10 protein-coding genes, 1 tRNA gene and 1 other RNA gene are annotated in these 12095 nt (G+C 58.1%); 6 read left to right on the forward strand and 6 right to left on the reverse strand.

Features of this window, described 5'->3' with window-relative positions; all coding sequences use genetic code 11:
• Positions 1 to 146: 146 nt before the first annotated feature.
• The gene (locus tag Q0349_RS08165; RefSeq protein ID WP_298080375.1) at positions 147 to 728 is read right to left on the reverse strand and encodes a LemA family protein; all 582 of its coding nucleotides are present in this window, start codon (positions 726 to 728) and stop codon (positions 147 to 149) included.
• Positions 729 to 822: 94 nt separating this feature from the next.
• Here Q0349_RS08165 and rnpB point away from each other — a divergent pair.
• From rnpB to Q0349_RS08185, 4 genes are all read left to right on the forward strand, one after another.
• Positions 823 to 1161, forward strand: an RNA gene (rnpB, locus tag Q0349_RS08170) — RNase P RNA component class A.
• A 15-nt stretch (positions 1162 to 1176) separates the two neighbouring features.
• Positions 1177 to 1250, forward strand: a tRNA-Arg gene (locus tag Q0349_RS08175).
• Positions 1251 to 1482: 232 nt separating this feature from the next.
• Positions 1483 to 3627: a S9 family peptidase gene (locus tag Q0349_RS08180; protein WP_298080376.1), complete on the forward strand. Its 2145-nt coding sequence runs from the start codon at positions 1483 to 1485 to the stop codon at positions 3625 to 3627.
• 243 nt (positions 3628 to 3870) lie between these two features.
• Positions 3871 to 4452 (forward strand): hypothetical protein, encoded by a 582-nt coding sequence (locus Q0349_RS08185; RefSeq protein ID WP_298080377.1) that lies wholly within the window; start codon positions 3871 to 3873, stop codon positions 4450 to 4452.
• 160 nt (positions 4453 to 4612) lie between these two features.
• On the opposite strand, the gene Q0349_RS08190 is transcribed toward Q0349_RS08185, so the two are convergent.
• Together Q0349_RS08190 and ccoS are read right to left on the reverse strand one after the other, a co-directional pair.
• On the reverse strand, positions 4613 to 5266 hold the full coding sequence (locus Q0349_RS08190; RefSeq protein WP_298080378.1) for a sulfite exporter TauE/SafE family protein: 654 nt from the start codon (positions 5264 to 5266) through the stop codon (positions 4613 to 4615).
• Complete coding sequence (ccoS, locus tag Q0349_RS08195) at positions 5263 to 5439, reverse strand: cbb3-type cytochrome oxidase assembly protein CcoS (RefSeq protein WP_298080379.1); 177 nt, start codon at positions 5437 to 5439, stop codon at positions 5263 to 5265. Before ccoS ends, Q0349_RS08190 begins: the two co-directional genes overlap by 4 nt.
• A gap of 177 nt (positions 5440 to 5616) precedes the next feature.
• Between ccoS and Q0349_RS08200 the strand changes: the two genes are divergently transcribed.
• Complete coding sequence (locus tag Q0349_RS08200) at positions 5617 to 7185, forward strand: peptide ABC transporter substrate-binding protein (RefSeq protein WP_298080380.1); 1569 nt, start codon at positions 5617 to 5619, stop codon at positions 7183 to 7185.
• Between the two features lie 7 nt (positions 7186 to 7192).
• Entirely contained in the window at positions 7193 to 8770 is a 1578-nt protein-coding gene (locus Q0349_RS08205) for a peptide ABC transporter substrate-binding protein (protein ID WP_298080381.1), read from the forward strand.
• 43 nt (positions 8771 to 8813) lie between these two features.
• Here the strand turns inward: Q0349_RS08205 and Q0349_RS08210 are convergent, their stop codons facing one another.
• The 3 genes from Q0349_RS08210 to Q0349_RS08220 form a co-directional block, all read right to left on the reverse strand.
• Positions 8814 to 9569: an ABC transporter ATP-binding protein gene (locus Q0349_RS08210; RefSeq protein ID WP_298080382.1), complete on the reverse strand. Its 756-nt coding sequence runs from the start codon at positions 9567 to 9569 to the stop codon at positions 8814 to 8816.
• On the reverse strand, positions 9566 to 10744 hold the full coding sequence (locus Q0349_RS08215; protein WP_298080383.1) for an iron ABC transporter permease: 1179 nt from the start codon (positions 10742 to 10744) through the stop codon (positions 9566 to 9568). Before Q0349_RS08215 ends, Q0349_RS08210 begins: the two co-directional genes overlap by 4 nt.
• Positions 10745 to 10955: 211 nt before the next feature.
• Complete coding sequence (locus Q0349_RS08220) at positions 10956 to 12053, reverse strand: ABC transporter substrate-binding protein (protein WP_298080384.1); 1098 nt, start codon at positions 12051 to 12053, stop codon at positions 10956 to 10958.
• Between the last annotated feature and the right edge of the window lie 42 nt (positions 12054 to 12095).

Genomic DNA, 12095 nt, shown 5'->3' on the forward strand with positions numbered 1-12095 from the left:
ATTCAAAATCAATGTATTACGCCCAATTGTAAACAGCCCCTAGGGCAGCAAATAACTGAAAAACTGGAATTCCAGCTCGTCAATAATATCGCCCACCTCGGCCCTCCCCCGCTGCGGGCTTCGCCCTGCAGGGGAGGGGGATGTCGTTAGCTGAATTTGACTGGCACCGGCTGGCGTTTGGCGGCGATGTCTTCGATTTCCAGCAGCTCGGCGGCGCGGAAGCCGAACATCCCGGCGATGATGTTGGCGGGGAATTGTTCGATGGCGCTGTTGTATTCGGTGATGCTGTCGTTGTAATGCTGGCGCGAGAAGGCGATGCGGTTTTCGGTGGAGGCGATTTCTTCGCGCAGCGCGGCGAGCTGGTTGTCCGCCTTGAGGTCAGGGTAGTTTTCAAAGGTGGCGTAGAGGCCGCCGAGACGTGCGCCCAGTGCCTGTTCCGCCGCGGCGAGGACACCGACGTTCGTGCCGCTGCCTGCGGTGTTTTTCAGTGCGTTGGCGGCTTGGTCGCGGGCGGCGATGACGGTGGTAAGCGTTTCCTGTTCGTGTTGCAGGTATTTGCGCGCGACTTCGACGAGGTTCGGGATGAGGTCGTAGCGCCGGGTGAGTTGCACGTCAATTTGCGCGAAGGCGTTTTTCGCATCGTTGCGGTAATTGACGAGGCGGTTGTAGATGGCAATGCTCGCAATGACAGCGAGGGCAACAAGGGCGAGGACAATCCAGCCAATCATGGGTTTTCTCCTGTTGGTTCAAGGGGTTTCCCGCATTTTAATGGGCGGGTTACAGGCTTGCAAGTTGGGGCGCTTCTCTTTAGAATCCGCGCCCTGAGTTCGCCAGGCAATCGCTGATCTTCGGATTGGAGGAAAGTCCGGGCTCCACAGGGCAGGGTGCCGGGTAACGCCCGGGCGGCGCGAGCCGACGGAAAGTGCCACAGAAAAGATACCGCCTGCGTGATGCAGGCAAGGGTGAAATGGTGCGGTAAGAGCGCACCGCAAGACTGGTAACAGGCTTGGCAGGGTAAACCCCACCCGGAGCAAGACCAAATAGGGAATCGTTGCGGCGGCCCGCCGTGATTCCGGGTAGGTTGCTGGAGGTAGCCGGTAACGGTTATCGCAGATGAATGATTGCCCTCGACAGAACCCGGCTTATCGGCGAACTCTTTTTTCTTTATTCAATCATGTCCCCGTAGCTCAATCGGATAGAGCGTTCCCCTCCTAAGGGAAAGGCTGGAGGTTCAATTCCTCTCGGGGGCACTTCCGTTTATTCCGCAGGACTCCGTTTCGCTCCGTAACCGGGCGAAATTTAACGGATTAACCGCCCTTCCCTTTCCGTAGTACTCCGCGCCATTCCGCTTAAATCTGCCCTCCGCTTAATTGGTGAGGCGGTTCATACCGCTCGCCAATAACCGCAACACCCTAATCCCGCCCGCGCCGTGGCGCATTCCCGTCTGCTATCATGCCCGCCCCTTTCCACCACGAGGCCGCCATGCACCTCAAACCTTTCCTTCTCACCCTGGTACTGACCATGACCACCATCCACGCCCAAACCCCGCCCGATGTCGAAAAGCGCCCGCATACCGTCACCTCGCCGCACGGTGAGCGCCAGGACGAGTACTACTGGCTGCGCGACGACGAACGCAAAGACCCGCAGATGCTCGCCTATCTCAACGCGGAAAACGCCTACGCCGATGCCGTCCTCGCGCCGCTTGCGCCGCTGGAAGACAAGCTCTACGACGAAATCGTCGCCCGCATCAAGCAGGACGACAGCAGCGTCCCGGCGCGCGATCACGGCTACTGGTACTACAGCCGTTTCGAGACCGGCAAGGATTACCCCATCCACGCCCGCCGTGCCGACCGCGACGGCCTTGATGCGCTTGCCATTCAGGCGGCGAACAACAGTGGCGACTTTGCCGGCGAAGAAATCCTGCTCAACGTCAATCAGCTTGCCGAAGGCCATGACTACTACAGCGCGAGCATGGTGGACATCAGCAAGGACAACCAGAAAATGCTCTGGGCAGATGACACCAACGGTCGCCGCCAATACACCCTGCGCGTTACCGATCTTGCCAGCGGCAAGCGTCTTACCGACGAAATCCCCGGCACCAACGGCTACGCCGTCTGGGCGGACGATGGCAACACCTTCTACTACATCGAAAACGACCCCGATACCCTGCTCAGCAAGCGCGTGAAAAAACACACCCTCGGCACTGACCCGAAAACCGACCCCGTCGTTTACGAAGAAAAAGACGACAGCTTTTACCTCGGCGTTGGCCGCACCCGCGACGAAAAATACCTGACCATCCACGCCAGCAGCACCGTCTCGGACGAGCTGCGCTACGCCCCGGCGGCGAACCCCGGCGACTTCCAAATCCTCACCCCGCGCGAGCGCGACCTCGAATACGGTGCCGACCACTACGGCGGCCGCTGGCTCATCCGTACCAACGCCGGCGGTGCGGCCAACTTCAAAATCATGACCGCGCGCGACGGCGCCACCGCCCGCGCCGACTGGCAAGAATGGATTGCGCATGACCCGGCCATCTACATCGAAGACGTCGAACCCTTCGCCGACTACACCGCCATCAGCGAGCGCTCCGACGGGCTGGAACGCATCCGCATCATCAAAAAAGACGGCAGCAGCGAATACCTCAAAGCGGACGAACCCGCCTACACCATGGGGCTCTCCTCCAACCCGGAGCCGGACAGCGACTGGCTGCGTTACGGCTACACCTCGCTCACCACGCCCGCCATCATCTTTGAAACCAACATCAAAACCGGCGAACGCCGCCAGCTCAAGCAGCAACCCGTCCCCGGCTACGACGCCGCCAACTACACCACCGAGCGCGTCTGGGTACCGGCACGCGACGGCACCAAAATCCCGGTCTCGCTCGTCTATCGCAAAGACTTCAAACGCGACGGCACGGCGGCGCTCTTGCAATACGGCTACGGCAGCTACGGCATGAGCATGGATCCGGGCTTCAACAGCAACACCATCAGCCTGCTGGATCGCGGCATGGTCTATGCCATCGCCCACATCCGCGGCGGCCAGGAAATGGGGCGCGCCTGGTACGAAGACGGCAAACTGCTGCACAAAAAAAACACCTTCACCGACTTCATTGACGTCACCCGCTGGCTGGTCGCGGAAAAATACGCGGCGAAAGACCGCGTCGCCGCGCTTGGCGGCAGCGCGGGCGGCCTGCTGATGGGCGCGGTTGCCAACATGGCGCCCGAAGACTACCGCGTCATCCTCTCGCAAGTGCCGTTCGTCGATGTCGTCACCACCATGCTTGACCCCTCGATACCGCTGACCACCAACGAATACGACGAATGGGGCAACCCGGAAGCGAGCGCGGAAAGCTACCGCTATATGCTCTCCTACTCGCCCTACGACAACCTCAAGGCGCAAAATTACCCGGCGATGTACGTCGGCACCGGCCTGTGGGACTCGCAGGTGCAATACTGGGAACCGGCGAAATACGTCGCCCGCCTGCGCGACGTCAATAGCGGCAAACACCCGGTCGTCCTGCGCACCAACATGGAAGCGGGACACGGCGGCAAATCCGGCAGATTCCGCCGTTACCGCGAAATCGCCGAGATGTACGCTTTCATGCTGGAACAGCTTGGCGTCAAATAAACACCACAAAAAACGCCCCGTCAGGGGCGTTTTGTATGGCTTTCCTTTACCCGTTTTCCCGAATTGCCCCAGGAGCAACGGATGACCGCAAAAAAACCGACAATTTGGCTGTTGGATGACAGTGGATTAAGCAGAGAATCGTGGTGGATTTAGCTTGGTATTCCTTCTACATTGAATTTTCCTGATTATTTTGCCTTGACGAGAAAAAACCGGACGGAGCGGGAAGAAGAACAAAGGAAAATTATGCTTAATGAAATGGTCAAGACAATCCATTCATATCGCGAACATAAATTTCTCTCTCCAAAAATCTTGCCTGACGCAATGTATGCTGATTTGAAAGAGATATATGCAGGGATTCCCCAGGAAGTATTTTCCACAATGCCACCCGTTTTTGCAATTTCAGATCAATTTATCATGATTACTGAACCACTTTTACACATATTCCGTCATTTTTATTTGGGTAGCACACAAATCAGTCCAGTCAGGCTATATGAGCGAACGACAAATGAACTGCTAAGCGAACAGACCTATTATTTACTTAATGTATGCGAAGCACACAGCTATTTATCCCCTGAAAAAAATCCTGATTTAAGATTGATTTCCAGAGGCAGTTATAGCGTTTATCACCATCCTGATGATGAAGCGGAGCTGAACAGATTCCATTTCCACCCCAAGGCATTGGAATGCCCGGCAGATATATGGCATGACCCCTTAATCAATCACTCTATTTTCTTTTCACAGTCTCTAAAAGAAGCTATTGATAAGGCAGGTTTGTACAAAGATTTTTCTTTGTTCCCCTGTAATTTTATTTTAGACCGGGCATGAATGACCGACATCAAAGATGTTGAGTGTGTGCCGACTGCATTTTGATACTGCCGTAGGGTGGGGCTTGCCCCACCGTTAAAGCCGCGTATTCCGTCATGGTGGGTCAAGACCCACCCTACAATTTACATACAGGATAGCGGGGAAGGTGTATGTATAACGCCTACCGTACCAACGGCAACAGCGTCCACAGCGCCGTCGCCATCACCAGCGCGCCGAGGACGATACGGCTGCTGTCGCGGGTGAGCGACTGCACCAGCGTGCCGGAAAAGACGCCGAGGAGCAGCATCGCCGGGAGCGTACCCGCGCCGAAGGCGAGCATCACCAGCGCCGCCTGCAGCGGGTTGCCGCTAATCACCGCCAGCGCGAGGGCGCTGTAAATCAGGCCGCAGGGCAACAGTCCCCAGAGGAAGCCGAGCAGGAGCGCGTCGCTGCCCGTGCGTACCGGCAACAGCGTCTGGACAAATCCCGCCAGCGGTTGCCACAGGCGGCTGCCGTAGCGTTCCAGGCGGCGCAGCAGGTTGATGCCCAGAGCGATTTGCAGGCCAATGGCAAACATCACCAGCGCAGCGGCGAGGCGCAGCGCCATCGCCCACGCCGGGCTGTAGTCGCGCACGCCGATGAGTGGCAGCAGGCAACCGAATACGAGGCCGAGCGTGGCGTAGCTGGCGAGCCGCCCGCCGTGATAGACCGGCAGCAGCCGCTTTTTCATGCTGCCGAGGCCGAGCGAAATGCTGATGCCGCCGCACATGGCGACGCAGTGCGCGCTGCCGGCAAGCCCGGTGGCGAAGGCAGTGAGGAGGGTGGCGGCGCTCATGACTCGCCGGATTCGCGCTGGCGGCGCTCTTCTTCGGTGTCATCCAGCAGCGGAATCATGCCGGGCGATTCGAGGTCGTCAAACTGGCGGGTGCGCACCGCCCAATGGAAGGCGTAAACCGCCGCGGCAATGAGGACGACGGAGATGGGAATGAGCAGATAGAGGATTTGCATGACGGCGGGAGGGATACGGATAACGGGCGCACATTATGCGGCAAATCGCGGGTAGCGGCGCGCCTTGCCCTTGCCTTGCGCGGAAATTACCGTAAAGTATGCGTTTTCCGGGAAATGCCGCGTTTCCCCCGCCATAATCCGGAAATCTTTTCCCGATTCCATTCATCGAGGTTCATCATGAAAAAGCTGCTTGTTACCACACTGGTATTGCTTGCCATCAATGCCCAGGCGGAAAGTGTCTTCCGTCGCGGCAATGGCTCCGAGCCGAAAAGCATTGACCCGCAATTGGCGACAGAAAATGCCGGTTCGGCGATTATTTATGACAATTTCGAGGGTTTGACCACCACCAATGCCAAAGGTGAAGTCATCCCCGGCGTCGCCGAAAAATGGGAAGTTTCCGATGACGGCAAAATTTATACTTTCCATCTGCGCGACAATGCCAAATGGTCCAATGGCGAGCCGGTGACGGCGGATGATTTTGTCTATGCCTGGCAACGCGCGGTCAATCCCGCCACCGGCGGTGAATATGCCTTCATTCTTTATCCGGTGAAAAATGCTGAGGCGATTGCCAGCGGGCAGGAAAAGCATCTGGAAGCGCTCGGCATCAAGGCATTGGACGAGCGCACCCTGCAAGTCGAACTGAATTATCCGACGCCGTATTTCCCCGGCCTGATGACGCATTACACCACCTATCCCGTCCCGCGCAAAACGGTCGAACAATTCGGCGACAAATGGACACGGCCAGAGCATATCGTCAGTAATGGCGCCTATCACTTGAGTGAATGGAAACCGCAGGCGAGCATTACCGCAGAAAAATCGCCGACTTACTGGAATCACGACCACGTCGCCATTGACAAAGTCATCTACTATCCGATTGAGCAGGAAAGCACCGCCTTTAACCGCTATCGCGCCGGGGAAGTGGATTACGTCGAATCCCTTTCCCCGGAAAGTCTGGAAATTGCCAAAAAAGAATACGCCGACCAGTTGCACATAGAGCCCTTCCTCGCCACCTACTGGATTGGCTTTAACCTGACCAAGCCGCCGTTCAAGGATAATCCCAAATTGCGCGAAGCGCTGACGCTGGCGATTGACCGCACGGTAATTACCGAAAAAATCCTGAAAGCCGGACAAATCCCCACCTATGGTCTGGTACCGCCTTCCACCCATAATAGCGACCCCTATCAGCCGGAATACAGCAAACTGGATCGCAAGGAACAAATTGCCCGTGCGCAGGCACTCTATGCCGAAGCCGGATATTCCAAAGAAAAACCGCTGAAAGTTTCCATTATTTACAACACCAGCGATGCCCACAAAAAGATCATGGTGGCAGTCGCGGCGATGTGGAAACAGGTACTCGGCGTACAAACCGAACTGAATAACCAGGAATGGAAAGTCATGCTCGCCAACATGGCACAAAAAGACGACCAGGCCTATCGCTACTCCTGGAATGGCGACTATGACGATCCCTATACCTTCCTCGAAATCTTCCAGCAAAATTCCGAAGTCAATTACTCCGGCTACCAGAATCCCGCCTACGATGCCCAACTGAAAGAAGCGGCAGCCACGCCCGACCTCGCCGCGCGGGCAAAACTGCTGCAAGCGGCGGAAAAAACCGTCATTGACGACTACGCCGTTGCCCCGCTGTACCATTACGTCACCGTGCGCCTGCTCAAGCCACAATTCAAAGGCTACGCAGGCAATGCCCTCGGCATCGTGCGCACCCAGGATTTACACATCGAACCATGAGAACCCCATGAAAAAAACACTGCTCCTCACCACCGCCCTCCTGCTCGCCGCCACCAGCGGCGCGCAGGCCGAGACCGTCTTCCGCCGCAGCAACGACGCCGAACCCGCCAGCATGGACCCACAACTGGCGCAGGGAATGCCGGAAATGCACATCCTGCGCGATATGTTCGTCGGCCTCGTCGATGAAGACGCGGGCGCGCACCTCATCCCCGGCGTCGCCGAACGCTGGGACATCTCCGACGACGGCAAAACCTGGACCTTCCACCTGCGCGACAATGCCTGGTCAGACGGCGCTCCAGTCACTGCGGGCGATTTCGTCTATGCCTGGCGACGCGCGGTCGATCCGGCAGTCGGCAGCAAATACAGCTTCTTCCTCTACCCGGTAAAAAACGCCAAAACCATCGCCGAAGGCAATGCGGCGGTCGATACCCTCGGCGTCAGCGCCGCTGATGACAAAACGCTGGTGGTCGAACTGAACGAACCGACGCCCTACTTCCCCGGCCTGCTCATCAACGCCGTCACCTACCCCGTACCGCAGCACATCATCGAAAAACAGGGCAAAGACTGGACGCGCCCCGAAAACCTCATCGGCAACGGCGCCTTCAAAATGCGCGAATGGAAACCGCAGTCGCGCATCATCCTCGAAAAATCCGCCAACTACTATGGCGCGCAGGATGTGCAGCTTGACAAGGTCATCTACTACGTCAGCGAAGACAAAAACGCCGAACTGCAACGCTACCGCGCGGGCGAGCTGGACTGGACGGCAGACGTGCCGAACGACCAAATCAAATGGCTGCGCGAAAACCTCGGCGAAGAGCTGCACATCCACAACTACCTCGGCACCTTCTACTTCGGCTACAACCTCACCAAACCGCCATTCAAGGACAACCCCAAACTGCGCGAAGCACTGAGCCTCGCCATCGACCGCGAACGCATCGTCAAAAACATCACCGCCAGCGGCGAACAACCCGCCTACGGCTTCGTCCCCCCCGGCATCAGCGGCTACACCCCCTACCAGCCCGAATACGCCAACTGGGACCGGCAAAAACGCCTCGAAAAAGCCAAGGCACTCTACGCGGAAGCCGGCTACAGCAAAGAAAACCCGCTACGGGTCGAACTGCTCTACAACACCAACGACAACAACAAAAAAGTCGCCATCGCCGTCGCCGCCCTGTGGAAAGACGCACTCGGCGTCGAAACCAGCCTGATTAACAAAGAATGGAAGGCATACCTGAACGACCGCCGCGAATACAACACCCAAGTCTTCCGCGGCTCGTGGATGGGCGACTACGACGACGCCAACACCTTCCTTGACCTCTTTGTCAGCGGCGGCGGCAGCAACACCATCGGCCTGAACGACGCGGCATACGACAAACTGCTCGCTGAAGCCGCGCGCGAAACCGACGGCACAAAACGCGCCGCCATCCTGCAACAGGCGGAAAAACGGCTGATCGACCACCATGACCTCGTCCCGGTGTTTTTCTTCGTCTCCAAACACCTGGTGAAGCCGTATGTCAAAGGCTACGAAGAAAACGTGATGAACCACTGGCCGAGCAAATACATCCGCATCGAAAAAGAACAATAAACCCGCAAAAAACCGCCCTCCAGGGCGGTTTCTTTTTATTCACTCATTCTTGATGACACGGACACACTGGTATCACCGCCGTGTAGGCGCTCGGCGTGGTGACAATCTCCGCCTCGATTTCATACACCGCGCGCAGGCTGTCGGGCGAGACCACTTCGGCAAATGCGCCCTGTCCGGCGACGTGGCCTTTGTTCAAGAGCAGTATCGTCTGTGTATGCCGCGCGGCGAGATTCAAATCGTGGATGGCTATCACCACTAAAGCGCCAGTGCGCGCCACGTAAGCGCCGAGGCGGTCGAACACTTGCATCTGGTGGCGGATGTCGAGCGCGCTGGTCGCTTCATCGAGCAGTAGCAGTTTCGGCTCACGCAGGAGGCGTTGTGCCAGCAGCACCAGTTGTTGCTGCCCGCCGGAGAGGCGCGTCATGCAGCGGTCGTGCAGGTGACCGATGCGGAAGTCGTCCAGGATGGCGCAGGCGGCGTCAATCAGTTTGTGGCCGACGCGCAGACCGAGTTGTTCGTGATGACCGAGCAGCACGGTTTCCAGCACGCTCAGCTCCGCGCTTACCTGGCAGTTCTGCGGCATGAAGCCGATGTCGCGCAGGCTGACTGGCGCGCCCTGCCAGTGAATCGTGCCGCTGAAGCGCTGCACGGAGGCGATGCTTTTGATGAGGGTGGATTTGCCGGTGCCGTTCGGGCCGATGAGGCCGACTATCTGCCCCGGCTCCAGCCGCGCGGTGATGTCGCGCAGGATGGGGGTTTTGCCGTAGCTGACGGCGACGTGTGCGAGTTCGAGGCTCATCCTTCGTTCCTCCTGCCGCTGCGGATGATGATGCCAAAGAGCATCGGCACCCCGGCGACGGCGGTGATGATGCCGACGGGGATTGCGCCGCCGGGCGAGATGATTTTGCCGAAGACGGAGGCGCCGATGAGGATGACCGCACCGGTGACTGCGGCGAGCGGCAGGGCAAAGCGGTGGTCTTCGCCGACGAGCGAGCGCGCCATGTGCGGCGCAATCAGGCCGACAAAGCCGATGGTGCCGACGAAGGACACGGCGGCGGCGGTGAGCAGCGCGACGATGATGAAGCTGCGCTTGCGCAGTTTATCGACGTTGATGCCGAGGCTCATCGCGTTGGCGTCGCCGAGGCGCAGTGTGGTCAGCGCCCAGGTGTCAAAGATGATAAACGGCACGCAGACGAGCAGGGTGGCGAGGCCGACCGCGACCGAGGTCCAGCTCGCTTTCAGCAGGTTGCCAAAGAGCCAGAAGACGATTTGCTGTGACGCTTCCGGCGTGGCGAGGAATTGCAGCAGCGATTGCAGCGACTGGAAGAAAAACAGCACGGCAATGCCGCCGAGGACGAGGATGGCGGGCGTGGCGCTGCGCAGGATGGCGATGAGGTAAATCAGGCCACAGGAGCCGATGGTCATCGCAAAGGCGGCGGCGGGAACGATGAGGAAGCCGAACCAGGCGTGCGCCGCCAGCCCCGGCACCATGCCGCCAAACATGATGGCGAGCGCCGCGCCAAAGCCGGCGGCGGCAGAGAAGCCGAGGGTAAACGGGCTGGCAAGCGGGTTGGCGAGGATGGTCTGCATCTGCAAGCCGGCGAGGCCGAGGCAACAGCCGACGAGTATCCCGGTCAGCGTCTGCGGCATCCGCAGTCCCCAGAGAATCGTCACCAGCTTGCGCAGCCGTGCCTCATCGGCAAAGGTATCCTGCAAACCGCGCCAGAGTGATTCCAGCCCGGCGGGCGCGGCTGGCAGCGCACCGAGCGCCTGACTGGCGACGCTGCTGCGGTCGGTATCAAAAAACGGCCCGGCGCGCAGCGCCTTGAAAATATCGGCCAGCGGCATCCCGGACGGGCCGGTGGCAAGGTCGGCCAGCGCCAGCGCGAGCAGCACGAGCGCGGCGACGGCGAGCAACAGCAGCCGCCGGTCGGCATTGCGCTGGTAACTGCCGTGAATGGAGGCGGGGGTCATAAAAAGTCCTCAAAGAATTAACGTATCGGGAGTGTAGCCGTAGGGTGTGTGGCGGGATCGCCGACACGCACGCGGAGCTTATCGGGATGCGCGTGCCTACGGCATACACCCTACGAGAATCGAATAACGCACGCCTTGGCATATCCTGCCAAGGCGCATCCTATATACGACAAACCGGGCGGGCAGAAATATATCCGCCCGCGGTTTTCCATTATTTCCCCGGCTGATAACGGGTCATAAAAACACCGTCCGCTTCAATCGGCAGCCATTTCTTGTAATACTCCTGCAAATTCTGCACCGGATCGACATCCTTGAAAGCGTCAGGATAAAGCTGCTTGGCGATAAATTGCGCATAAACATAATCGGAAAGGGTGCGTGCGCCGCCGTGATAAATCGCAAAAACATTATCCGTTTTTACCGCAGGCAAATCCGCCCAGCCGGGGCGTTTCAGATAAGCGGCAATGCGTTCATTGACGGTTTTGGAGTCGGCAGAAAAACCGACGGCGACCGCCTGCGGCTTGTTCTTCCATTCCGAACCGGCGAGGAAAATTAAATCCGGCGCTTCGGCGAGGATATATTCCGGGCTGAGTGGTGCTGCGCCTTTCACCTGTCCGGCAGCGATATTCTTCCCGCCCAGTTTTTCCAAAAGCGCGCCCCACATCGTGTTGCCATAAGAATTGCCGAAAGTATCCGCACCATTTTGTGCGAGCTCAACGTAAACTTTTTTCGGCGACGGTTTCAATTTTTCGATGCGCTTTTCAATATCGGCGAAGGCATTCTTGTAATTGTCGGCCAGTTCCTGCGCGCGCTGTTCCTGTCCCAGCAATTTTCCCAATACCAACGTGGAAATAGTATGTTTCTCTACCGTTTGCGCATTGTAATCGAGGACGACATAGGGAATGCCCGCCGCATCGAGTTGCTTCACCGACTCTCCCAGTCCTTCATAATTCCAGACGCCGAGGATAACCAAATCGGGATTGGTGGCGATGATTTTTTCAATGGAAAACGTGCCGTCTTCGGTATTGCCAATATCGGGAATCTCTTTCAGTTTCGGCAGCGCTTTTTCATAAAGCGCGTATTGCTGCGGCCGCCAGTCTTTCCAGGTGGAAAGGGCAAGGGCGACGACCTTGTCCATCGCATCCTTGCCGCCAATGGCAAGATAATCTTCATAATAAAAACCGAGCACGATGCGCTCCGGCACTTTGGGTACGGTGACGGTGCGACCAACGACGTCGGTAGCGGTGATTTCGGCAAAGGCGGGGGCGGCGGCGGTGAATGCCAGCGCGGCGGCGAGCAGGAGCTTCTTCATGTAAACCTCTTGAATGCAAGGGAAAAGGGAGCCGGAAATGGC

Origin of the sequence: uncultured Cardiobacterium sp., assembly GCF_938028185.1 — a bacterium.
Taxonomy (GTDB): domain Bacteria; phylum Pseudomonadota; class Gammaproteobacteria; order Cardiobacteriales; family Cardiobacteriaceae; genus Cardiobacterium.

Excerpts from the sequence above, each read along its gene's own strand:
- Q0349_RS08215 (WP_298080383.1), bottom strand. The coding sequence starts at position 10,744 with ATGACCCCCGCCTCCATTCACGGCAGTTACCAGCGCAATGCCGACCGG.
- Q0349_RS08185 (WP_298080377.1), top strand. The coding sequence starts at position 3,871 with ATGCTTAATGAAATGGTCAAGACAATCCATTCATATCGCGAACATAAA.
- Q0349_RS08220 (WP_298080384.1), bottom strand. The coding sequence starts at position 12,053 with ATGAAGAAGCTCCTGCTCGCCGCCGCGCTGGCATTCACCGCCGCCGCC.
- Q0349_RS08190 (WP_298080378.1), bottom strand. The coding sequence starts at position 5,266 with ATGAGCGCCGCCACCCTCCTCACTGCCTTCGCCACCGGGCTTGCCGGC.
- ccoS (WP_298080379.1), bottom strand. The coding sequence starts at position 5,439 with ATGCAAATCCTCTATCTGCTCATTCCCATCTCCGTCGTCCTCATTGCC.
- Q0349_RS08200 (WP_298080380.1), top strand. The coding sequence starts at position 5,617 with ATGAAAAAGCTGCTTGTTACCACACTGGTATTGCTTGCCATCAATGCC.
- Q0349_RS08165 (WP_298080375.1), bottom strand. The coding sequence starts at position 728 with ATGATTGGCTGGATTGTCCTCGCCCTTGTTGCCCTCGCTGTCATTGCG.
- Q0349_RS08180 (WP_298080376.1), top strand. The coding sequence starts at position 1,483 with ATGCACCTCAAACCTTTCCTTCTCACCCTGGTACTGACCATGACCACC.
- Q0349_RS08205 (WP_298080381.1), top strand. The coding sequence starts at position 7,193 with ATGAAAAAAACACTGCTCCTCACCACCGCCCTCCTGCTCGCCGCCACC.
- Q0349_RS08210 (WP_298080382.1), bottom strand. The coding sequence starts at position 9,569 with ATGAGCCTCGAACTCGCACACGTCGCCGTCAGCTACGGCAAAACCCCC.